Below are 22415 nucleotides of genomic sequence, written 5' to 3' on the forward strand. Positions count from 1 at the left end.
GCTCCGCTGCGTCCTAGGAGCGCCAATTCTTCAGGCTGTCCAGGGCGACGGCGACGATGATCACGACGCCCTTGATGATGAGCTGGGTGAAGAACGGCACGTTCATCAACACGAGCCCGTTGCTGAGGACGCCGATGATGAGCGCGCCCACGAACGTGCCGTGGATCCGGCCGCGGCCGCCGAAGAGCGAGGTGCCGCCGAGCACGACCGCGGCGATCGCGTCGAGCTCGTAGCCCTCACCGGCGCGGGGTTGGCCGGACTCGACGCGGGCGGCGAACATGACGCCGGCGAGACCGGCCGTGAGCCCGGCGAGCAGGTAGACCTTGAGCAGCACGCGCTTGACCTTGATGCCCGCGAGGCGAGCGGCCTCGACGTTGCCGCCCACGGCGTAGACGTGTCGGCCGAACGTGGTGCGTTCGAGGACGAACCACACGGCCAGGTAGGTGATCACCATGACCACCACCGGCGAGGGGATCGCGGCGATGTTGCCGTTGCCGAGGAGGCGGAAGCCCAGCTGACCCTCGGCGATCAACGGCTGGCCGTCGGTGAGGGCGTAGGCGGTGCCGCGCAGGTAGGTGAGCGCCCCGAGCGTCACGATGAACGCGGGCAGCGCGAGGTAGGCCACGAGCAGGCCGTTGAGCAGCCCGGCGGCCGCACCGACCAGGATCCCGCCGAGCACGGCGACGAGGGTGGGCGTGCCGCCGTTCCACAGCAGCACGGACGTCACCCCGGCAACGCCGATGATCGACCCGACCGACAGGTCGATGCCGCCGGTGAGGATCACGAGCGTCATTCCTGCGGCCAACACGGCGTTGATCGAGACGGCGCGGGCGACGTTGAAGCCGTTGCTGAGGCTCCAGAAGTTGGGCGCGATCACCGCCATGAGGGCGACCATCGCGAGCAGCACGATGATGATGCCGTAGCGGTCCCACATCTGGCCGAAGCCGGGCCGGGAGCGCCCGGATCTCTCGAGCGCGGACGTGCCCGCCGGGACGGTCCGGGTCATGCGGGGGTGCCTCCGTTCTGGTAGCTGCTCGCCGCTGTGTCGGACCCGGCCACCCCGGTGGCGTGCAGCATCACGGCCTCCTCGGTGGCCTCCTGCCGGTCGAGCTCGGCGACGATCCGGCCGCCGCGCACCACCAGCACCCGGTCGCTGATGCCGAGCGCCTCGGGAAGGTCGGAGGAGACCATGAGCACGGCGACGCCGCGCCGGACCTGCTCGTTGATGATCCGGTAGATCTCGTACTTGGCGCCGATGTCGACGCCGCGGGTGGGCTCGTCGAGGATCAGCACGCGCGGGCCGACGGTGAGCCAGCGGCCGAGCACCACCTTCTGCTGGTTGCCGCCGGACAGGTGCCCCACGTCCTGCGACGGCGAGGTGCGGATGCCCAGGGCGTCCATCTGGCGGCGGGCCGCGTCCCCGATGGCGCGGCGGCGCAGCACCCCGAGCCGGGAGAGCCTGCCGAGCGCGCCGGCCACGAGGTTGTCGCGGATCGACATCAGCGGGAACAGCGCCTGTTCCTTGCGGCTCTCGGGGAGCAGCCCGATGCCGTCGCGGATGCTGGCGGCGGGAGATCGGTTGTCGAGGAGCTTGCCGTCGAGTTCGACGGTGCCGCCACGGGCGCGGTCGGCGCCGTAGATCATCCGGGCGATCTCGGTGCGGCCCGCGCCGATCAGGCCGACCATCCCGACCACCTCGCCCGCCCGTAGCTGCAGGTCGACGGGCCCGATCCCGGCGCCGTCGGTGAGGCCCTGGACGCGGAGCACAACCTCGCCCGGCGTGCGGTCGTCGTGGACGTAGAGCTCCTCGACGTTGCGCCCGATCATCTGGGTGATCACCTTCTCGGGCGTGATGTCGGCCTTCTCGCTGGTGCCGACCGAGCGGCCGTCGCGGAACACGGTGACCCGGTCGGCGAGCTGCCAGACCTCCTCCATCCGGTGGCTGATGTAGACCAGCCCCATCCCGGCGGCCCGCATCTCGTCGATCAGGCTGAAGAGCTGCCGCGCCTCCCGGTCCGACAGCGCCGCAGTGGGCTCGTCGAGCACGAGAATCCGAGCGTCCTCGGCGAGGGCGCGGGCGATCTCGACCATCTGCTGGCGGCCGACGGACAGCCGGCGCATCGGCAGCCGGGGGTCGATGTCAGCGCGGACGCGGGCCAGCTTGTCGGTGGCGTCGCGCAGCACGCGCCTGCGGTCGAGGCCGCCCCAGCGCGTGCGGGGTTCGGCGCCCAGCGCCAGGTTCTCGGCCACCGTCATGTCGGGGACGGTGTTGAGCTCCTGGTGGATGATCACGATCCCCAGCGCGGCCGCCTCGATCGGGGACGAGACCGTGACCGGCTCCCCGTCGATCCGGATGGTGCCGGCGTCCGGGGCGTGGACACCGGCGAGCACCTTCATCAGCGTCGACTTGCCGGCACCGTTCTCCCCCATGAGGGCGTGGACCTCACCGGCGCGCAGATCGAAGTCGACGCCGCGTAGGGCGGGAACCCCACCGAAGGACTTGGTGACGCCCTCCATGTCGACCAGGGCGGTCATCGGGCCTACTGCCAGCCCTTGTACTGCGCCAGGTTCTCCCTGGTGATCATCTCGGTGGGCACGAGCACGGACTGCTCCTCCAGCGCCTCGCCCGCGAACAGCTTCTGGGCCATCTCCAGCGCGATCGCGCCCTGGGTGTTGGGGTCCTGAGCCGCCGTGGCACGGAACATCGAGTCGGGCTTCTGCAGTTCGGCGACCGCCTCCGGCGATGCGTCGACGCCGACGATCACCAGCCCACCGATGCCGGCCTGCTGCGCGGCGAGGGTGGCACCCAACGCCGTCGGGTCGTTGATCCCGAATACGCCCTTCACGTCCGGGTGTGCGGTGAGCATGTCGGTGGCGATCGTCAACGCCTCTGCGCGCCCGTTGTCGCCGTTCTGCTCGGCGACGATCGTGATCTGCGGGTAGCCCTGCAGCGCCTGCTTGCAGCCGGTGACCCGGTCCTGCACCGACGAGATCGGCGTGCCGTTGATCAACAGGATGTTGCCTGCGCCGCCGATCTGGTCGGCCAGGTAGGTGCAGGCGAGGTTGCCGGCCGCGGTGTTGTCCAGGGTGACCTGCGCCTCGGCACCACGTGCGGCGACGTCGACCGCGACCACCGTGATCCCAGCCGCCTTGGCCCGCTCGACCGCCGGCCCGATGCCGTCGGAGTCGACGGCGTTGATCAGCAGCACGTCGACCTGCTGCTGGATGAAGGCGTCGATCTGCTCGTTCTGGGCACCGAGGTCCTGCCGGCCGTCCTGCACGTTGACGGTGGCGCCGATCTTCTCCGCCCCGGTCTGTACGCCGTTGGCCATCGACTGGAAGAACGGGTTGGACAGATCCTGGACCATCAGCCCGATGGTCTTGACGCCCGCGCCGGGCTCGCTGCCACGGTCGGTGCTGACCGGGTCACCCTCGCTACAGGCGGTGGCTACCGTGCATGCCAGCACCAATCCGCTCGCCACAAGCAGCCGCTGCCGCAGCCTCATCGCTCGTACCCCCTGCTCGCGCCGTTGCGAGAGGCGATGTTAACGCACACATCAGAGCAGAAGGAGCGTCCGGAGCACGGTGCCCACCGAGCGGTCGGCCAGTTTCATCGCAACCGGGTGGCGGCGCAGAACGCGCTCAGCGTGACGTCGACCCAGCTCAGACCGGCAGGTGGTACTGCTCTCGAGCACCGAGGTGCACTACCGCGTCCTAACGGCGGACGCGGCCCGGGACGCGGTCCCCGTCGGCGCGCACGCCATGCCCCACGAGTGACCGCCGGTCCACCAGCACGGTGCCGGTCCACCGGCCGCCGAGGCCGCGGTGCTCCCGGCTGCGCACGATCCCCACCAGACTGACCAGCCCCCACAGCACGGCGATCGCGGCCAAGCCCCCGCCTGCGTTCTGCAGCAGCAGGAAGCCACCCGTCCCGGCCAGGCTGCGGAGCAGCAGTCGAGTCCGTGCGGGGCGCACGCCGTCGAGGAGAACCGGCTGCAGCAGCACGGCCCGCTGCCCGAGCGTCCCGCCAGGGCCCAGCATCGGCAGCGCGACGAACAGTGCCAGCCACCCGAGCCAGGCGACGCCCGCGGCGGGGTCGCCGGCCTTCCGGGTGCCGGACACGAAATCCCCGCCCACCGCGAGCGACAGAGCGTTGACCAGCACGGCGACGAGCAGGGCCGCGAGCCAGAGCCCGAGCAGGTCGCACAGCACCCCGAGCAGTCTCCGACCCGTGGTGACCGGCCGGGGCGCGCCCGGGGCGGCCGCGACGCCGCGCTGTCCGGGCACGCGCTGCAGCACCGGGGCGACGAGCGCACCGACGAGCGCGCCCGCGGTGTTCGCAATGAGGTCGTCGACGTCGAACAGCCGGTAGGGGCACGGGTAGAGGAACCAGTTGCCGGTGAGCTGCGTGAGCTCGATGAACAACGAGATTGCGAACCCGACGAGCGTTGCAACCACCACCGATCGGCGGCCCAGGTGGCGCAGCAGCGCCCCGAGCGGCACGAACAGCGCCACGTTGAACCCGACCTGCTGCACCGCCGGGTTGCCCAGGAGTCCGCGGACGCCCGTGCGCACCTGGTCGGTGCGGATGTCGGTCAGGAACTGCAGCGGGTGCAGCTGGGCTCCGGCGGCGGCGATCCGGCTCGTGCAGAACCCGGGGTCGACGTCCGGCAGGGGCAGCAGGGTGTAGGCGACCACACCGAGCGCGTAGACCAGCGTCGTGGCGGCGAGCAGGGCGTGCCCCGGGCCGAGCTCACCGCGCCGGCGGTAGCTGCGGGCCACGAAAGGCACGAAGGCAGCGACGACCAGCACCGCGCCGACGCCGATGGCGACCACTCCGGGCAAGATCCGCACGTTCACCGTGAGGAGTCTGTGGCGACGGCCGCGGCTGCACCTCCCACCACGGGAGGAAAAAGATCTCCGACCGTGGGGCGATGTCCGGCGGCGGCGCGGGGATCAGGCTCGACGCCGTGACGGAGACAATGGTGCCGGCCGCGACGAGCCGGGACGCGAGGCAGGACAGGCGCCTCAGAGGTCTCGACGCGGCACGCGGGCTCGCGGTGATCGGGATGATCGTGGTCCACGTATCCGGGGGCGCGCCGCTCGGCGGAGGCCTCGGCGGGACGGTGTTCGGCATCGCCGAGGGCCGCTCGGCGATCTTGTTCGCGGTGCTGGCCGGGGTCTCGCTGGGCCTGCTCAGTGGGGGCCGGCGAGGGCTGGCCGAACACCGGGCTGGGACGCGCGAGCAGCGGGACCGGACACGCATCGCCGTGCGGGCGGTGCTGCTGTTCGTGCTCGGCGTGGCCCTCGCCGCGATCAGCAGCGGCCCGATCGTCATCCTCAGCTACTACGCCGTCCTGTTCGCGCTGGCCCTGCCCCTGCTGTGGCTGCGGCCCGGTGCGCTGCTGGCGTGGGCGGCGGGGTGGGCGCTCGTGGGCCCGCAGGTTTCGTTCCTGCTGCGTACCAAGATCCACACGGACGAGCTGGGCGGCACGGTCGCGCCGGTGGACCTCACCTCGTGGAGCGCGGCGGCCGACGCCGTGCTGCGGCTGCTGCTGACCGGGACCTACCCGGTCGCGACGTGGATGCCGTTCGTGCTGGCCGGGCTGGCGATCGGTCGACTCGACCTGCGGAGCGCGGCCGTGCGGGCGCGGCTCGCGATTGGCGGGGTGGCAGCCGCCGTGCTCGGGTACGGCGGCTCGTGGCTCGCGGTCGACGTCCTCGGCGGCCGGGAGGCGTTGATCGCTGCGTTGGCGCCGCTGGCGACGCAGGTACATCTGTCGCCGGAGCAGCTCGTCGAGCTGACGACGAGCTCGAGCATGGGCACATCGGGCACCTTGACACCGGCTTTCCTGCTGGTGGACGCACCGCACAGCGGTACGACCTTCGAGGTCATCGGTTCCACCGGGGTCGCCGTCGCGGTGCTCGCGCTGTGCCTGATGCTCGCAGAGCGCGGCCGGGTGACGGCTGCGGTCGAATGGCCCCTGGCCGCGGCCGGTGCCATGGCTGCCACCATCTACGCCGGTCACATCGCGGTGATGGCCCTGCTGACCGCCGCAGTGCCGAGCTGGCAACAGCAGCAGCCCTGGCTCGCGACGGTGCTCTTCGTCGTCGTCGCGATCCTCCTCGCCCTCGCCTGGCGTCGGTTGATCGGGCGCGGCCCGGTGGAGTGGGTGCTGCACACCGTGTCGACGCGCGCCGGCCGCTCGGGTAGAGATCAGGGATGACACCTCCGCACCCGGTGGCGCCCGTTCCCGCTGTCGACCGCGTCGCGGCCTGGCTGCGGGCGCACCGGATCGCGGTGGACGCCGTGGTCGCCGCGATTGCCGCTCTGCCGAGCCTGCAACTGGCGCGCACCGGCCTCGACGTCGTGCTCGCCGTCGTGGCCTGCGCCGCGCTGGTGGCCCGCAGGGTCCGGCCGGTGGCCGTCGGCCTGGTGGTGGCCGGCGTGGGCGTCGCCGCGATCCTCACCAACTCGACCCCCGCGATCGTCGTGGTGGCGGTGCTCGTGACGGGATACTCGCTGGCGGCGTACGGGCCTCGGTGGTCGGGCGTCGCCGCCGCAGTCGTCTCGGTGGCGGGCGCCGGGCTGATGCTGCTGGTCATGACCCTCCGGATCGGGCCGGCAGCGCCTCTCGCCGTTCGCTCGGTGCTCGGCGCGGCGGCGGTGCTGGCCGTCATCGTCTGGCTGGGCGGGGCGCTGCGGCGGGCCGGCCGACGCAACGTCGAGCACCTGCGCGAACGCACCCGCCTGCTGGAGGCCGAGCAGGCGACCCAGGAACGGCTCGCCCGGATGGCCGAACGTGCCCGGATCGCCCGGGAGATGCACGACATCGTGGCCCACTCGCTCTCGGTGATCATCGTGCAGGCCGACGGCGGCCGGGTCGCCGCGGCGAACGACGGGTTCGGCCCGGGGACGAGCCCCGCGTCGATGTTCGGGGACATCGCCGACACCGGCCGCTGCGCGCTCGCCGACATCCGTGCCCTGCTCGGGCTGTTGCACGAGGACGACCGCGAGGAGACCGACGACGGCCTCGGCGCCCCGCAACCCGGCATCGACGCGATACCGGCCCTGATCGAGGAGCAGCGCCGCATCGGCACGCACGTCCGTCTGGTCGTCACGGGCGAACCGCGTCCCTTGCCCGCGGGAACGGCGTTGACGGCCTACCGCGCCGTTCAGGAGGCCCTCACCAACACGCTGAAGCACGCCGGGCGCGGAGCGCGGGCGGTGGTCGAGCTGACCTGGCACGTCGATCACCTCGCCGTCGCGGTGGTCGACGAGGGCTCGGCGCGTCCGCCGGGCCGTCCGCCCGTTGCCGGCAGCCTGGGCGGACACGGGCTGCGGGGCATGCGCGAACGCGTCGGCGCGCACGGGGGCTTCGTCGATACGGGCCCGGAGGGAAATGGCTTCGCGGTGCGCCTGCGGCTGCCCTACGCCGCCCCGCCCACGCCCTCCCCCGAACGCCCTCTGATCGTGCCGCGGGCGATCACTTAGGCTCGTCCGGCGTGGGCGATGGGCCGTTGCGCGTCATGGTGGTCGACGACCAGGACCTCGTCCGCGCCGGCTTCCGGATGGTGCTCGACGCCCAGCCCGGCATCTCCGTGGTCGCCGAGGCCGCCGACGGCGACGAGGTGCTCGCCGTGCTCGCCGACCTGCCCGCAGACGTCGTCCTCATGGACATCCGGATGCCCCGCGTCGACGGCGTCGAGGCCACCCGCCGCGTCGTCGCCCACCACCCCGACACCAAGGTGATCGTGCTGACCACGTTCGACCTGGACTCCTCGGTGACCGCCGCGATCGCCGCCGGCGCGAGCGGTTTCCTGCTCAAGGACGTCACACCGGAGTTCATGATCGAGGCGGTGCGCAGCGTGCACCGCGGCGACGCCGTCGTCGATCCCGTCTCCACCCGGCGGCTGCTGCGCCAGGCGGCACCGCTGCTCGCGGGGTCGCCGCAGCCGGACCGCGGCGACGCCGCGCGTATCGCCGCCCTCACCCCGCGGGAGCGGGAGGTGCTCACCCTCATGGCCCACGGCGCCACCAACGCCGAGATCGCCGCGGCGCACTTCGTCGCCGAGACGACCGTGAAGACGCACGTGGGCAACATCCTGGCCAAGACCGGCTCGCGCGACCGGGTGCAGGCCGTGGTGCTCGCATTCCGCACTGGTCTGGTGCACTGACCGCTTCGGAACGGGAGCCGAGTCGGATTTGGATCAAACCCCACACCACCGACAACAGCGTCCGACTTCCGGGGCGGGCTGATATGGCTCGGCGAGCGCGACCTCTCCGCGGCCCGCGCCCGGTTCGACGCCGGCGTGCGCCGGGTGCGGCTACGCCCCGGCGCTGGGTCACGTCGCCGAGGTCGACGCGGCCCTGGGCGCCCACGAGGCCGCCATCGACCGCCCCGCCCCTGGCGGTGCCGACCGTACAGTTGATTCAGCAGGCGCCGTCGATCTTGATGGTGCCTTGAACAGTGGATCGAGAGCCTGGAGCGGCCACATGGGCAAGATCGCATTCGAAGAGGCCTTCAGCGCGGGTGAGGGAATCCCGGACTACGTCAACCCCGAAAACTTCCTCGACGCCGGGAGCACCGAACCGGACTACGTCAGCCCTGATATCTCCCAGCGCCTGGCAGACCTCGGCGCGGGACGGCTGGCGGAGATGGACGCCGCCGGCATCGACTACCTGCTGCTGTCGCTGACCGCGCCCGGCATCCAGGCGATCACCGACCCGAAGCGTGCCGTCACCCTGGCCCGGCTGGCTAACGACAAAGCCTGCGCGGCCGTGGCGGCCCATCCCACCCGCTTCGGCGGCATGGCCGCCCTGCCCATGCAGGACCCGGCCGCGGCCGTAACCGAGCTCGAGCGCTGTGTGAACGAGCTCGGGTTTCCGGCGGTCATGCTCAACGGCTTCACCAACATCGGTGACGTCGAGACGGGCTGGTACTACGACCACGAGCGCTACCTGCCGTTCTGGAAGCGTGTCGAGGAACTTGGCGTGCCGGTCTACATTCACCCGCGCGACCCCTGCCGGGTGCCTCGGCCGCCTACGAGGAGCACCCGGAACTGTTTGGGGCCGTATGGACCTTCACGGTCGAAGGCGCCACCCACGCGCTACGCCTGATGACCAGCGGCCTGTTCGACAAGTTCCCCGAACTGACGATCATTCTCGGACACCTGGGCGAGACCCTGCCGGCCAATATGTGGCGCATCGAGCATCGCGCGGCCAAAATGGGCAAACTTGTCAAGGCCCAGAAACCGCTGCGTCACTACTTGCAGAACAACTTCTACGTCACGACCAGCGGCAACTTCCACACTCCGACGCTCAACGCCACCATGGACGAGTTGGGCTCCGACCGCGTGCTGTTCTCCGCCGACTACCCCTACGAGTCCATGCGTGAGGCCGCCGACTGGTTCGACAACGCCGCCATCAACGAGAACGACCGGGCCAAGATCGGCTACCTCAACGCCAGGCGCCTGTTCAACCTGCCAGAGAAGATCGGCAAGCAAGCCTGACAACGGCACGTCTCGGCACCACCGATCACCTGCCGGTGATCACGCCACCGCCGGGCTCGACCCACGACCGGTGGCAGCAGCGCAGGGCTCATTGATCGACGGAGAACCTCCGGTTGGAAGGCGATCGGGCGCTGCGCCGCACGCTGTTCCGCTCGCGCATCTGGCGACCCGCACTCGTCCGCGCCGGAATGCTCGGGGCGGTGGTGCCCGACGGAGACGCCTACCTCACCCGGTGGAGCGACACCACCGACAAGCGGCACGGGAGGCAGTTCATCACAGAGCCCGCAGCAACCAAGCACGTCGCGCACGAGCAGGCCGGCGGGCTGGTGTCGGCCGAACCGCAACGTTGTCAGTCGGACTCCGGCCTCGCCTGCGGCAGGGCATCGGCGGCCGGGTCCCCGTGCTGCACGTCGAGCTCGACCCGATCGGCTGCAAAGCGTGTGATGTTGTAGAGCAAGGGCGTGGTGTCGGGAAGCGTGTTGAGCGCCCGCACGACGAGCACCATCGATCCGGCGGGAAGCTCGAGCTCGATCGCTTCGGCAGTGGTTGCCGCGCGCCCGGCGATCGTGGTGGAGGTGCGCACGTAGTCGTGGATGCCGACGGCACGCAGCGCTGCGGTGATCGAGCCGTCGGGCCCGTAGTGCTCGACGAGGCCGGGCACGCGGTCCGCGACCAGCCACGCGGTCCCCCGCGCGATCGGCAGGCCGTCCACGCACCTCACCACCTCGAGCCGGAGGGCAGGACGGCCTGCGAGGCGGAGGCGTTCGACGACGTCGGGAGGCGGGTCGGTTTCGATCGCCGACTCGAGCAGCTTCCCGGAGGCGACCGCGCCGCGCGGCCCCAAGCTGTCGGTCAGGCGGGTGCGCAGGCCGATGCGGTGCACCAGCACGGCGTGCTCCGCCACGAAGGTGCCGCTGCCCCGGCGGGCGACGACGAGGTGATCGGCCGCGAGCGCGGCGACGGCCTGCCGCACCGTGTGGCGGTGCACGTCGAACCTGAGGGCGAGCTCCGTCTCCGACGCCAGTTTCGAGCCGGGGGGCAGTGAGCCGCCGACGATCTCGCCGCGCAGCTCGTCGGCGATCAACCGCCACGCCGAGTAGCCGCTGGGCGATCTCCGCGTACCCACTCGGGCACCCTACCGACCCCGCCCGACCGTTTCGGTCCGTTCCCGGAGAGTTCACCTCGCCGCGGGCTGTGCGGCGCCAGGGCGGGCTACCGTTCAAGTTATCTAGATAAGTAGACAACTTGACTCCCCGGAAGGGAGGCTGCGGATGCGCGCGACCACCACGGCCGCACCGGCTACCGCTGCCCGGCAGAAGTGGATGCGGACGCTCGCGCTCGCCGAACCTGCCGACCTCGCGGCGGCCTGGCAGGACTGGCAGCCCAAACCCGAGGTGCGCCGGATCCGTGGCCCGGAGATCGGGCTGGTGATGGTGCGAGGCCGGATCGACGCGGGCGGTGCGCGGTTCAACCTGGGCGAGGCCACCGTCGCCCGGGCCACCGTGCATCTGCACGGCGAGGCCCTTCGATCCGACGTGCTCGGCATCTCCTACGTGCTCGGGACCGACCTCGAGCACGCGGAGCTGGCGGCGGTCTTCGACGGCCTGCTGGTCGACCCCGACCTGCACGACCGGGTACTGGCCGAGGTCGTCGCACCGCTGGCGCGCACCCAGGCCGAACGCGACGAGCGCCGTCGCCGCGACGCCCGCAGCACCCGTGTGGACTTCTTCACCGTCGCACGGGAACACGCGTGACCGGCCCGGCGGGCGCGCCCGCCATTCCGGCCCCCGGGTTCGCCGACCCGACCCGCGACGCCCAGCGCGCGTTCCGGGCCGTGCTCGACGCGCTCGCGCATCCCACGCGCTCCTACCCGCTGAGCGGTCCCGCCCGCTCGCCGGCGGCGCTGGGCCGCGGCCTCGCCGCTGTGGCGCTGACCCTGCTCGACGAGGACTGCTCCACCTGGCTCGGGGGCAGCCTCGGCGCCGACGCGGAGTGCGCCGCCTGGCTGGGCTTCCACACCGGGACGCGGCTCGTCGCGGAGCCGGCCGACGCGCAGTTCGTCCTCGCCGATCCACGCTCGCTGCCCCCACTGGCCCAGCTCCGGCGCGGCACCGACGAGGCACCGCACCGCTCGGCCACCGTCCTGCTCGACGTCCGCGGATGCACCGGCACGGCCCGGTTCCGTGCGGCAGGCCCCGGCATCGACGGCGCGACCGGTTTCGCCGCCCCGTGGGCCGACGCGGAGTTCCTCCCGCAGTGGACCGCGAACACCGCGACCTTCCCCCGCGGCGTCGATCTCCTGCTGGTCGACGAGGACGCCATCGCCGCACTGCCGCGCACCACCCGACTGCACGCCGTCGGCCCCGCACCGATCGGTTCCGCGTCAGCTCCTCCCACATCAACCCGTCCCGCACAGGAGGCATGACATGTACGTCGCCGTGAAGGGCGGGGAGCGCGCCATCGCGAACGCGCACGCGCTCCTGGCCGAGCAGGGCCGCGGTCACCCGCACCTGCCCGTGGTCGACCCGGCGCAGGTCGAGGGCCAGTTCGGGGTCCTCGTCTCCCGGGTCATGACCGAGGGCTCGCTCTACGACCCGGAACTCGCGGCACGCGCGCTGCTGCAGGCGCAGGGTGACGTCCTCGAGGCCGTCACCCTGGTGCGCTCCTACCGCACCACCTTGCCGCGCTTCGGTTACACCTGCGCCATCGACACGTCCGGACTGGCGCCGCAGCGGCGCATCTCCGCCACTTTCAAGGATCTTCCCGGCGGGCAGCAGCTCGGAGCGACGTTCGACTACACGCACCGGCTGTTCTCCGCCGCCGGTGCGGCCACTCCCGATCGGCGCGTGTCCGACGGGGTCGATGGCGAGGATCAGGCCATGCCCCGCGTGGCCGATCTGCTGGGCGCCGGCGCGCTGATCGAACCGGATGCCCACCCCGACCAGGACGCGACGCAGCCGGGCGACCTCACCCGCGAGCCGCCGGTCTTCCCGATGAGCCGGGCGGAGCGGCTCCAGGCGCTGGCGCGCGGCGACGAGGGCTTCCTGCTCGGCCTCGCCTACTCGAGCCAGCGCGGTTTCGGCAACACCCACCCCTTCGCCGGGGAGGTCCGGGTGGGCGAGGTGGAGGTCGAGTTCGACGCTCCCGAGTTGGGCTTCGGCGTTCCACTGGGGCGCATCGAGATCACCGAGTGCCAGATGGTCAACCAGTTCACCGGCAGCGCCGAGACGCCCGCGCAGTTCACCCGCGGCTACGGCCTCGCCTTCGGCCGCAGCGAGCGCAAGGTGATGTCGATGTCGATCGTCGACCGGGCGCTGCGCAGTGCGGAGTTCGACGAGCGCGTCGTCTCCCCGGTCCAGGACGAGGAGTTCGTCATCAGCCACAGCGACAACGTGCAGGCCACCGGATTCGTGGAGCACCTGAAGCTGCCGCACTACGTCGACTTCCAGGCCGAGCTGATGCTGGTCCGCCGTCTGAACGAGGAGTTCAAGGAGTCGCGCGCATGACCGCCGATCTGATCGGCTACAACGTCGGCTACCTCGACGAGCAGACCAAACGGATGATCCGCAGGGCCCTGCTGAAGGCCGTCGCGATCCCCGGCTTCCAGGTGCCGTTCGCCAGCCGCGAGGTGCCGATGCCGCGCGGCTGGGGCACCGGAGGCGTGCAGGTCACGGCCGCCATCATCGGCGAGCAGGACGTCCTCAAGGTCATCGACCAGGGCGCGGACGACACGACGAACGCCGTCTCGATCCGGAACTTCTTCAGGTCCGTCGCCCACGTAGAGACCACGACGCGAACCGACGAGGCGACCATCATCCAGACCCGCCATCGCATCCCCGAAACCCCGCTGGCAGAGGGACAGGTGATCGTCTACCAGGTGCCGATGCCCGAGCCGCTCCGGTTCCTCGAACCGCGCGAGACGGAGACCCGCCGCCTGCACGCGCTCGAGGAGTACGGGCTCATGTTCGTCAAGCTCTACGAGGACATCGCCCGCTTCGGGCACATCGCCAAGACCTACGACTACCCGGTGCTCGTCGGCGGCCGCTACCTGATGGCGCCGTCACCGATCCCGAGCTTCGACAACCCCAAGATGCACATGAACCCGGCGCTGCAGCTGTTCGGTGCCGGCCGCGAGAAGCGCATCTACGCCGTGCCCCCGTTCACGAGCGTCGAGAGCCTCGGCTTCGAGGACTTCCCCTTCGAGCCGCAGCGGTTCGACGATCCCTGCGCGATCTGCGGCGCGACCGGCGGCTACCTCGACGAGGTCATCACCGACGACGCCGGGGGCTCGATGTTCGTCTGCTCCGACACCGACCACTGCGAGCGGACCGCGGCTGCGCCGAACGACACCACGTCGACCGCCACCACGTCGACCACCACAAGGCCGAACCCCGCCACGCCGAACACGAAGGCGATCGCATGACCGACGAACGTCCGCTGTTGGAGGTGCGTGGCGCCGGCCACCGCTACGGCCTGCGGTACGGATGCCGGGACGTGGACTTCGATCTCTGGCCGGGCGAGGTGCTCGCCGTCGTGGGCGAGTCGGGATCGGGCAAGTCGACGCTGCTCGGCACGCTGTCGCAGCGGCTCGAGCTGACCGAGGGGAACATCCGCTACCGCATGGCCGACGGCCTGCCGGTCGAGCTCGCGGGGTTGTCGGAGAGCTCCGTGCGGCGGCTGTGGCGCAGCGAGTGGGGCTTCGTGCACCAGGATCCGGCCGACGGCCTGCGTATGCACGTCAGCGCGGGCGGCAACGTCGGCGAGCCGCTGATGGCCAACGGCTGGCGCCACTACGGCCGCATCCGCGAGACCGCGGCCCAGTGGCTCGAGCGCGTCGAGATCCCCGCCGACCGGATCGACGACCACCCGTCGACCTTCTCCGGGGGCATGCGGCAGCGGCTGCAGATCGCCCGCAACCTGGTGGTCTCACCGCGGCTGGTGTTCATGGACGAGCCGACCAGCGGCCTGGACGTGTCGGTGCAGGCGCGCCTGCTCGACCTGATCCGCAGCCTGGTCTCCGACCTCGGCCTCGCGGTCGTCGTCGTCACCCACGACCTCGCCGTCGCGCGGCTCATCTCGCACCGCACGCTCGTCATGAAGGACGGCCGCGTCATCGAGTCCGGTCTCACCGATCGCGTGCTCGACGATCCGCACGCCGCGTACACGCAGCTGCTCGTCTCCTCGGTCCTGCAAGGGTGATCCGCCACATGAACCGACAGACGCCGATCCTGGCCGTCTCCGCGATCGACAAGACCTTCACCATGCACCTGCAGGGCGGGCAGCGGCTCGCCGTGCTCGAGCGCCTCGAGTTCGAGGTGTTCCCCGGCGAATGCGTCGTCCTCGGCGGCCCCTCGGGTGCCGGCAAGAGCACGATCCTCAAGCTGGTCTACGGCAACTACGCCGCCGACCGTGGCCGGATCGTGCTCGGCGCGGGCACGGGCGCGGTCGACATCGCCGCCGCGGACCCGCGGTCCGTGCTCGCGGCCCGGCGCCACACCATGGGCTACGTCAGCCAGTTCTTGCGTTGCGTACCCCGGGTCCCCGCGCTGCAGGTCGTCGCCGAGCCGCTCGTCGAGCGCGGCGTCGCACCCGACGAGGCGCGCGAGCGCGCCGCGGACTTGCTGACGCGCCTGTCGATACCGCCGCGCCTGTGGTCACTGCCCCCGGCGACGTTCTCGGGCGGCGAGCAACAGCGCGTCAACATCGCCCGCGGCTTCCTGCCCGAGCTTCCGCTGCTGCTCCTCGACGAGCCCACGGCGTCGCTCGACGCCCGCAACCGGGACGCCGTGATCGAGCTGATCCGAGAGAAGCGCAGCCGGGGCGTCGGCATGCTCGGCATCTTCCACGACGTGCAGGTCCGCACCGCCGTCGCCGATCGGGTCCTCGATGTCGAGGCCTTGGCGCCAGGCGCCGGGGCCGCAGCATGACGGCCCGGTTCGCGATCTACGCCGCACCCGGCACCGGGTCGGCCGACGCCGCCGCGGTCCGCCTGCGCGAGCAGGCGGAGTCCTGGCTCGGCCGCCGCATGGACGGGACCCGCCCGGATCCCCGGCTGCCGAGCGGCTGGACACGCGCGGCCGTCGACGAGATCACCGTCAACGCCCGGCGCTACGGTTTCCACGGCACCCTCAAGGCCCCGTTCCGGCTGGCCGAAGGCCGCTCGGTCGAGCAGCTGGAGCAGGATCTCGAACGGTTCGCCCGGACGGGCCGCCCCATCGCACTCCCGCAACTGCGCCTGCATCGCATGGACGGCTTCTTCGCCCTGGTGCCGGGCGCCGACGCACCGGAGCTGCACGAGCTCGCCGCGGCACTCGTGACCGGATTCGACGCCTACCGCGCGCCCGCCACGGCGACCGAGATCGCCCGCCGCAACCCCGACGCGCTGACCCCGCGGCGGCGCCGGATGCTCGAGACCTGGGGGTATCCGTACGTGCTCGACGAGTTCCGCTTCCACCTGACGCTCACCGACCGGATCCCGCCCGACCGGCACGGCCAGGTGCACGACGCGCTGGCCGCCTGGTTCGCCGACTGCCTCGGCCGGACGATCGCCGTGGACGCGCTCACCCTCTGCACCCAGCCCACGCCGGGCGCGCCGTTCCGGCTGCACTCGGTGCACCCGCTTCGACGCCCTGCCGACCGTCCCCGCGCCTGCGCCGCGGCCGCCCACGAAGGAACCCGATGAGTCGCGAGACCGTCCTCGGCAACGCCCGCATCGTCCTGGACGACGAGATCCTGCACGGGTCCGTCCACATCCGCGACGGCGAGATCGCCGACATCACGGCCGGCCCGGCCGCAGGCGAGGACCTCGACGGTGATCTGCTGATCCCCGGCCTCGTCGAGCTGCACACCGACCACCTCGAATCACACGCCCGGCCCCGCCCCGGCACCCGGTGGGACGCGGTGCCCGCCGTGCTCGCCCACGACGTGCAGCTCAGCGGCGCAGGCGTGACAACCGTGTTCGACGCCGTCCGGATCGGCACGCTGGAGGGCCGCGACGACGAGACCACGTTCGCCCGCTCCCTCGCCGCCGGGATCGAGCAGGCCCAGCAGGCCGGGATCACCCGCGTCGAGCACTTCATCCACCTGCGCTGCGAGGTCTCCGCCCCCTCCGTCGTCGCCGAGTTCGAGGCCTTCGACGACGTCTCGTCCCTGCGCCTCGCCTCGCTCATGGACCACACCCCCGGACAGCGCCAGTACGCCGACGTCGAGGCCTACCGGCGCTACATGCTCGGCAAGGGCCGGTTGCCGGCGGACGCGATCGAGGAGTTCATCGCCCAGCTCAAGGAGATCGCGCTCGAGCACTCAGTGCCGAACCGGAAGGCGATCGCCGGGCTCGCCGCGGACCGCGGGATCGCGCTCGCCACCCACGACGACGCCACCGTGGAGCACGTCGAGGAGGCCGCGTCGTTCGGCGTGCGGATCTCCGAGTTCCCCACCACCGAGGTCGCGGCGCGCGCCGCCCGCGAGCGCGACCAGCTCGTCGTCATGGGCGCACCGAACATCGTCCGCGGCGGCAGCCAGTCCGGCAACGTCGCCGCAGCCGCGCTGCTCGACCTGGGCCTGCTCGACATCCTGTCGTCGGACTACGTGCCGTCCAGCCCGCTGCAGGCGATCGTGCAGCTCGACGCCGACGGCCGTTGTCCGCTGGTGGAGGGGGTCCGGCTGGTCAGCGGCAATCCGGCCCGCGCCGTCGGGCTCGACGAGCGCGGCGTGATCGCCGTCGGCAAGCGCGCCGACCTGGTGCGGGTGCACCCCCACGCGCTCCCGGCAACACCGCGTCATCCGCGCGGGCACGTGGTGCCGGTCGTGCGCGCCGTCTACCGGCAGGGGGTGCGGGTGTCGTGACCGCGCGAATCGGACCAGGCGCCTTCGTGGCGGTCGTCGGCGCGAGCGGCGTCGGCAAGGACGCACTGATCAGCGGGGCGCGCGCGCACTGCGGGCGCGCTGTGCACTTCCCGCGGCGCGTGATCACACGGCCGCCCGGGCCCGGCGAGGACTTCGACTCCCTGAGCGAGGCCGCTTTCCTCGACGCCGAGGAGCGCGGCGACTTCGCGGTGTCCTGGCGGGCGCACGGTCTCGCGTACGGCATTCCGGTCTGGGTGGACGAGCCGGTCCGCGCAGGCGAGGTCGTCGTCGCGAACGTCTCCCGCGGAGCCGTCAGCGCGCTCGAGGAACGTTACGACCACGTCGTGGTCGTCCGGGTCACGGTGTCCGACGCCGTACGCGCCGCGCGACTGCGAGCCCGCTGCCGGGAGTCGGTCGACGCCATCGCGCGGCGGCTGGCCCGGGTGGACCCGGCGCCGGAGCGCGTCGCCGACCACGAGATCCGCAACGACGCCACCGTGGCCGAGGGCAGCGCCCAGCTGCTCGCGATCGTCACGGCGGCGCTCGCCACGACCGGCCGATCGGGAGAGCGGGTGTGAGCGCGCAACGCCTCTCGGAGCAGCCCGTGATCGGGCCGGACGTGAGCATGAGCGACAGCGTCCTCGGCCGCTACACCGAGATCGGTGCGGGAACCCGGCTCTCGAACGTCGTCATCGGCGACTACAGCTACTGCGACCGGCTTTGCGATTTCGCCAACACCACCGTCGGGAGGTTCTCGAACATCGCGAGCTTCGTGCGGATCGGGGCGACCGACCACCCCCTGGACCGCGCGAGCCTGCACCACTTCCTGTACCGCAGCGCCAAGTACTGGGACGACGCCGAGGACGACGCCGAGTGGTTCCAGCGGCGCCGCGCGCGCCGGACCGTGATCGGTCACGACACCTGGATCGGCCACGGGGCACAGGTCAAGCCGGCGGTGACGGTCGGGGACGGCGCGGTGATCGCGTCCGGGGCGATCGTGACCACGGACGTCCCCGCCTACGCGATCGTGGCGGGTGTGCCCGCGAGGGTGCTGCGCTACCGGCAGCCGCCGGAGATCGCCGAGCGCCTGCGGGACCTCGCGTGGTGGGACTGGGACCACCGGACGCTACGGGCCCGCCTGGCGGACTTCCGCAGGCTCACCGCCGAGGAGTTCCTCGACCGCTACGGGGACTGACCGGGTCGGCAGCGCGTGGCGTCGTCGAACTCCGCCGATCTCGGGGTGCGGTCGGGCGACCGTCCCGTCGGGGTGCGGCGACGCCACCGACCGGTCAGCGGAACACCCGGCGCATCCACGCCGCGATGCCCTCGACGACGAGCACGGTGCCGAACACCATGATCACGAGCGTGGTCACCTGGCCATGCAGCGTCAGCACGGTCGAGGCGTTGGTGAGGTAGAAACCGACGCCGCTGCCGCCGACGATGCCGAGGACCGTCGCCGCCCGGATGTTCGTGTCGACGAGGTAGAGCGAGTTGCCGATCAGCGACGGCAGGCCCCGCGGCCACGTCGCGGCGAGATAGCGCTGGCTCCGCGTGGCGCCCGCGGCGCTCAGCGCGCGTTCCGGGCCGGGGGGAAGCTCCTCGAACGAGTCCGCGACCAGCTTGCCGAGCAGTCCGACGCCGCCGAAGGCGAGTGCGACCACGCCGGCCTGGTTGCCGAGGCCGGTCACCATGATCAGGAAAATCGCCAGTACGAGCTCCGGTACCCCCCGGAAGATCACCAGGATGGTGCGGAAGGTGGTGCGGACGGCGTTGTTCGGCGCGACGTTGCGAGCGGCGAGCGAACCGACGAGCAGTGACAGGACGAGGGACAGCACGGCGGATGCGAAAGCGACCTCGACCGTCACGAGCAGGGCCTGGGCGAACTCGTCGAGGCTGTGGCTGCCGAAGTTCGGCGGCCAGAAGCTCTGCAACGTCGGCACGACGTAGTTCCAGCTGATCTGCCCGAAGTCGACGTCTGCCATCCAGTAACCGGCGACGACGATCGCGACGGCGGTCCACGCCCAGCTCAGGTTGCGCACGCGAGCCCGGGTCCAGGGGCGACGCAGAGCCGCTTCGACGCCGAGGGCAGCCACGTGGCCGCCGGGCGGCTGCCCGCGGACGGGCGGGCGCTTCCCGGCCGCCCGCAGGATCCGGCCGCCGAGGCCGTTGCCCACGGCGTCGACGCCGAGCAGGTTGCTGCGGATCATCGAGGAGATGATCTCGAGCACCACGCAGAGCACGAAGATCACAGCGGCAATGCCGAGGCCGCGCCCGTAGCCCTCGGGGAACTGCGCGAAGGCCACCTTCATCGCGTAGCCGAGGCCGCCGACCCCGGCGTAGCCGAGAATGGCCGAACCGCGCAGGTTGATGTCGAAGCGGTGCAGCACCGTGGCGATCCACGACGGCAGCACCTGTGGGAACACCGCCGACCAGAACTCCTGCGCCTTCGAGCCGCCCGCGGCACGTACGGCGAGCTGCGGACCGTGGTCGATCTGCTCGATGGCGTCGGCGAAGAGCTTCGAGATCATCCCGATGGAGTGGATCCCGATGGCCAGGATCCCGGGGAGCGAGCTGCCGAGTGCGAAGGCCAGCGAGAACGCCAGCGCCAGCACCACGTCGGGCACGGCGCGGGTGATGACCCCGATCGCCCGACCGAGGACGCGCAGCCAGCCTGCCGGTGTCGTGTTTGCCGCGGAGACGTAGGAGACCGGGATCGAGATGAGTGCGGCGACAACGGTGCCGAGGATGACGATGCCGAGCGTCAGCCCGATCAGGTACGCCAGATCGGGCGGCGCGGGGAGGCTGACGGGGTCCATCAGGCTGAACACCTTGACCGCGTTCTGCGTGCTCGCCGCCACGTTCGACCAGGAGAAGTCCAGCGTCGTCAGTGAATAGACCCCGAAGGCGAGCATGAACAGGACGGCGCTGCAGCCCGCGATCCTGCTCGTGGGGATCCGAGGACGCCGGAGGCTCGCCGCGGTGTCGGCCTCGGGCGGGCGGCTCGTCGTTCTCGCCGCGGTCACCGCCGCCCGCCCCGGGCCGCCGTCCCTACGGAGACGCCGTCGCCGACGTCGATGGCCCCCAGCTCGGTCTCGATCGCCGTCAGCTCGGCGGTGGACGCGGCGACGCGCCCGTAGATCTCCATCACCTCCGCCCTGCCCAGACCGTCGGTGGTGGTGTCGAGCACGACTTCGCCGTGGCGCAGACCGACGATCCGGTCGCCCCAGCCGAGCGCCAGGTCCACCTGGTGGAGGCTGCACACGACGGTCAGGCCGTCGTCGGCGGCGATCTCCCGGATGAGCCGCATGACCTGGTCGCTCGACTCCGGGTCGAGGCTCGCGACAGGCTCGTCGGCCAGCAGGATGCGCGGATCCTGCATCAGCGCTCGCGCGATCGCGACCCGCTGTTGCTCGCCACCCGAGAGCTGATCGGCACGCTGGTAGGTCTTCTCGAGCAGGCCGACCCGTTCCAGATGCGTGATCGCGAGGAGCTTGAGGGAGCGGGGATAGGCCCACAGTCCCAGGCGCGGTCCGCGTAGGCGGGACAGTGCGCCGGTCAACACGTTCTCCAGGACCGTCAGCGACGGCACCAGCTCGAACCGCTGGAAGATCATGCCGACCCGGCCGCGCAGGGCGCGCAGTGCCGCGGGTCTCAGCGTGGCGACGTCCTCGCCGAGGACCTCGACCACACCCGCGGACGGGCGCTCCAGCCCGTCGAGGTGGCGGAGCAGCGTCGACTTGCCCGACCCGGAACGGCCGAGCAGCACGACGACCTCGCCCTGCTCCACCGTCAGGTCGACGGCGCGGAGGGCTCTCGTGGAGCCGAAGTCCTTCGTGACCCGGGACACCGAGATGATGGGGGTGGGCTTCGGGCTGCTCATGACCGCGTCGGTCCGTTCCGTCGATCGGGCGCGCCGGCTACTTCGAGCACTTGGCCGCTGGGATGGACGTGCAGAGATCGGTGATGGACTTGTAGTACGACGCGTCCTCCTTCTGCGCGCCGAAGTACCCCTCTGTGAAGCCCTCGGTGAGGGGGACGCCGGAGGCCTTGATCGCGTCGAGCGACGCGCCCTGCAGTGCCGCGGTGAGCTTGGCCTGCGCATCTGCGGGCAGCGTCGTCGAGATCGCGAGCGGGCCGCCCGGGACGTACTCCTTGCCGATGACCGTGACCTCGCCCTTCGCGACCGCTGGGTCGACAACCGTGTCCTCGGCGAAGCCGACGTCGCACTGCTTCGAGGCCACGGTCTGCTCGGACTTGTCGTGGGCACCTGCGAAGTAGGCCGTGAAGTCGTTGAACGTCGGGTTGCCGTTCGCGTCGGTGCCCGAGCTGTTGACGTCGAGGCCGGCCTGGTGCAGCTGGTACAGGCCGAAGAGGAAGCCGGAGGTCGAGTTGGGGTCGACGAAGCAGACCTTCTTGCCCTTGGCGTCGGCGAGTGTGGTGATCGGCGAACCCGCGGGCACGATGGCCTCGGAGTAGTAGCCGGGATCCTGGACCTTCGGCGAGGTCAGCGTCGCCGCGACCGGTGTGAGCTTCGCGCCCTTGTTGACGGCCATGACGTACTGCAGGGCCCCGGAGGTGATCATGTCGACCTTGCCCGCGACCGCGGCGGCGATCAGGGCCGTGTAGTCGGAGGTCGGGTAGTACTCGACCTTGTAGCCGGTCGTCTTGGCGATGTAGTCCTCGAGCGGTTTGTTGTTCGAGTCCGAGCCTGCCTGGTCCGGCGTGGCACCGAAGACGATCGTGCCCGCGGACTTGGCCCAGGTCCCGGAATCGGCCTGCGAGCCGGACGGGGCGTTCCCGCCACAGGCGGTCAGCGCGCCGAGGCTGATCAGCGCGGCAGCCACAAGGGTTCCGATGCGCGTAGTGCGAGACAAGAGCACGGAGAAGCCTTTCGCGAGGTGTGCGAGCGGATCGGGGAGGGGACGGGCCCCCGGTGACCTGCAAAGTAGGTGTCCGACATGGCCCCTCGGCCGTTCTGCGGTAGCGGGCGAGTGACCTTGTATGAACATCTAGACAACTCGCGGTCGGGTGATCGCGGCGCTGTCTTCCGGGTCACT

Annotated in this window: 23 protein-coding genes; 15 read left to right on the forward strand and 8 right to left on the reverse strand. The window is 71.4% G+C overall.

All coding sequences use genetic code 11. From position 1 onward, the window contains the following. Positions 1-13: 13 nt before the first annotated feature. The 4 genes from HF577_RS00515 to HF577_RS00530 all read right to left on the reverse strand — a co-directional run bounded on the left by HF577_RS00515 (position 14) and on the right by HF577_RS00530 (position 4860). A complete protein-coding gene (locus HF577_RS00515) occupies positions 14-1006 on the reverse strand; it encodes an ABC transporter permease (protein WP_169393686.1) in 993 nt (330 codons plus the stop codon). Continuing rightward, entirely contained in the window at positions 1003-2535 is a 1533-nt protein-coding gene (locus HF577_RS00520) for a sugar ABC transporter ATP-binding protein (protein WP_169393687.1), read from the reverse strand. Before HF577_RS00520 ends, HF577_RS00515 begins: the two co-directional genes overlap by 4 nt. Positions 2536-2540: 5 nt before the next feature. Then, complete coding sequence (locus HF577_RS00525; protein WP_211173581.1) at positions 2541-3368, reverse strand: ABC transporter substrate-binding protein; 828 nt, start codon at positions 3366-3368, stop codon at positions 2541-2543. A 346-nt stretch (positions 3369-3714) separates the two neighbouring features. Then, positions 3715-4860: a VanZ family protein gene (locus tag HF577_RS00530; RefSeq protein WP_169393689.1), complete on the reverse strand. Its 1146-nt coding sequence runs from the start codon at positions 4858-4860 to the stop codon at positions 3715-3717. 110 nt (positions 4861-4970) lie between these two features. On the opposite strand from HF577_RS00530, the gene HF577_RS00535 reads away from it, so the two are divergent. The 5 genes from HF577_RS00535 (at position 4971) to HF577_RS39065 (ending at position 9513) form a co-directional block, all read left to right on the forward strand. After that, positions 4971-6227, forward strand: a complete 1257-nt coding sequence (locus tag HF577_RS00535; RefSeq protein WP_312858852.1) for a DUF418 domain-containing protein — start codon at positions 4971-4973, stop codon at positions 6225-6227. Then, entirely contained in the window at positions 6224-7495 is a 1272-nt protein-coding gene (locus tag HF577_RS00540) for a sensor histidine kinase (protein ID WP_169393690.1), read from the forward strand. Before HF577_RS00535 ends, HF577_RS00540 begins: the two co-directional genes overlap by 4 nt. Positions 7496-7530: 35 nt before the next feature. Continuing rightward, entirely contained in the window at positions 7531-8178 is a 648-nt protein-coding gene (locus tag HF577_RS00545) for a response regulator transcription factor (RefSeq protein WP_169393775.1), read from the forward strand. Positions 8179-8497: 319 nt separating this feature from the next. Further along, a complete protein-coding gene (locus tag HF577_RS39060) occupies positions 8498-9121 on the forward strand; it encodes an amidohydrolase family protein (RefSeq protein WP_211173582.1) in 624 nt (207 codons plus the stop codon). Then, positions 9121-9513 carry an amidohydrolase family protein gene (locus HF577_RS39065; protein ID WP_211173583.1) on the forward strand — a complete coding sequence of 131 codons (393 nt, stop codon included), beginning with the start codon at positions 9121-9123 and terminating at the stop codon, positions 9511-9513. The genes HF577_RS39060 and HF577_RS39065 overlap by 1 nt, the downstream gene beginning before the upstream one ends. 349 nt (positions 9514-9862) lie before the next feature. On the opposite strand, the gene phnF is transcribed toward HF577_RS39065, so the two are convergent. Further along, positions 9863-10639 carry a phosphonate metabolism transcriptional regulator PhnF gene (gene phnF / locus HF577_RS00555; RefSeq protein ID WP_169393691.1) on the reverse strand — a complete coding sequence of 259 codons (777 nt, stop codon included), beginning with the start codon at positions 10637-10639 and terminating at the stop codon, positions 9863-9865. Between the two features lie 145 nt (positions 10640-10784). Between phnF and phnG the strand changes: the two genes are divergently transcribed. The 10 genes from phnG to HF577_RS00605 are packed head-to-tail and all read left to right on the forward strand — an operon-like array spanning position 10785 to position 18553. Next, complete coding sequence (gene phnG, locus HF577_RS00560) at positions 10785-11267, forward strand: phosphonate C-P lyase system protein PhnG (protein ID WP_169393692.1); 483 nt, start codon at positions 10785-10787, stop codon at positions 11265-11267. Next, on the forward strand, positions 11264-11938 hold the full coding sequence (gene phnH / locus HF577_RS00565; protein ID WP_169393693.1) for a phosphonate C-P lyase system protein PhnH: 675 nt from the start codon (positions 11264-11266) through the stop codon (positions 11936-11938). The genes phnG and phnH overlap by 4 nt, the downstream gene beginning before the upstream one ends. 1 nt (position 11939) lies before the next feature. Continuing rightward, a complete protein-coding gene (locus HF577_RS00570; protein WP_169393694.1) occupies positions 11940-13019 on the forward strand; it encodes a carbon-phosphorus lyase complex subunit PhnI in 1080 nt (359 codons plus the stop codon). Beyond that, positions 13016-13936: an alpha-D-ribose 1-methylphosphonate 5-phosphate C-P-lyase PhnJ gene (locus HF577_RS00575; RefSeq protein ID WP_169393695.1), complete on the forward strand. Its 921-nt coding sequence runs from the start codon at positions 13016-13018 to the stop codon at positions 13934-13936. The genes HF577_RS00570 and HF577_RS00575 overlap by 4 nt, the downstream gene beginning before the upstream one ends. Next, entirely contained in the window at positions 13933-14712 is a 780-nt protein-coding gene (gene phnK, locus HF577_RS00580; protein WP_169393696.1) for a phosphonate C-P lyase system protein PhnK, read from the forward strand. Before HF577_RS00575 ends, phnK begins: the two co-directional genes overlap by 4 nt. Positions 14713-14720: 8 nt before the next feature. Further along, positions 14721-15440 (forward strand): phosphonate C-P lyase system protein PhnL, encoded by a 720-nt coding sequence (gene phnL, locus HF577_RS00585; RefSeq protein ID WP_169393697.1) that lies wholly within the window; start codon positions 14721-14723, stop codon positions 15438-15440. Beyond that, positions 15437-16195 carry a DUF1045 domain-containing protein gene (locus HF577_RS00590; protein WP_169393698.1) on the forward strand — a complete coding sequence of 253 codons (759 nt, stop codon included), beginning with the start codon at positions 15437-15439 and terminating at the stop codon, positions 16193-16195. The genes phnL and HF577_RS00590 overlap by 4 nt, the downstream gene beginning before the upstream one ends. Continuing rightward, positions 16192-17358 (forward strand): alpha-D-ribose 1-methylphosphonate 5-triphosphate diphosphatase, encoded by a 1167-nt coding sequence (locus HF577_RS00595; protein WP_169393699.1) that lies wholly within the window; start codon positions 16192-16194, stop codon positions 17356-17358. Before HF577_RS00590 ends, HF577_RS00595 begins: the two co-directional genes overlap by 4 nt. Beyond that, on the forward strand, positions 17355-17936 hold the full coding sequence (phnN, locus tag HF577_RS00600) for a phosphonate metabolism protein/1,5-bisphosphokinase (PRPP-forming) PhnN (RefSeq protein ID WP_169393700.1): 582 nt from the start codon (positions 17355-17357) through the stop codon (positions 17934-17936). Before HF577_RS00595 ends, phnN begins: the two co-directional genes overlap by 4 nt. Further along, positions 17933-18553 (forward strand): LbetaH domain-containing protein, encoded by a 621-nt coding sequence (locus HF577_RS00605; protein WP_211173584.1) that lies wholly within the window; start codon positions 17933-17935, stop codon positions 18551-18553. The genes phnN and HF577_RS00605 overlap by 4 nt, the downstream gene beginning before the upstream one ends. A gap of 94 nt (positions 18554-18647) precedes the next feature. Here the strand turns inward: HF577_RS00605 and HF577_RS00610 are convergent, their stop codons facing one another. The 3 genes from HF577_RS00610 to HF577_RS00620 are packed head-to-tail and all read right to left on the reverse strand — an operon-like array spanning position 18648 to position 22202. Further along, positions 18648-20381, reverse strand: a complete 1734-nt coding sequence (locus tag HF577_RS00610; protein WP_211173585.1) for a PhnE/PtxC family ABC transporter permease — start codon at positions 20379-20381, stop codon at positions 18648-18650. Then, positions 20378-21238, reverse strand: a complete 861-nt coding sequence (gene phnC, locus HF577_RS00615; protein ID WP_169393701.1) for a phosphonate ABC transporter ATP-binding protein — start codon at positions 21236-21238, stop codon at positions 20378-20380. Before phnC ends, HF577_RS00610 begins: the two co-directional genes overlap by 4 nt. Positions 21239-21275: 37 nt before the next feature. Then, the gene (locus HF577_RS00620; protein ID WP_211173586.1) at positions 21276-22202 is read right to left on the reverse strand and encodes a phosphate/phosphite/phosphonate ABC transporter substrate-binding protein; all 927 of its coding nucleotides are present in this window, start codon (positions 22200-22202) and stop codon (positions 21276-21278) included. Positions 22203-22415: the final 213 nt, after the last annotated feature.

It is taken from the genome of Pseudonocardia xinjiangensis, from assembly GCF_012911925.1.
GTDB classification, from domain to species: domain Bacteria; phylum Actinomycetota; class Actinomycetes; order Mycobacteriales; family Pseudonocardiaceae; genus Pseudonocardia; species Pseudonocardia xinjiangensis.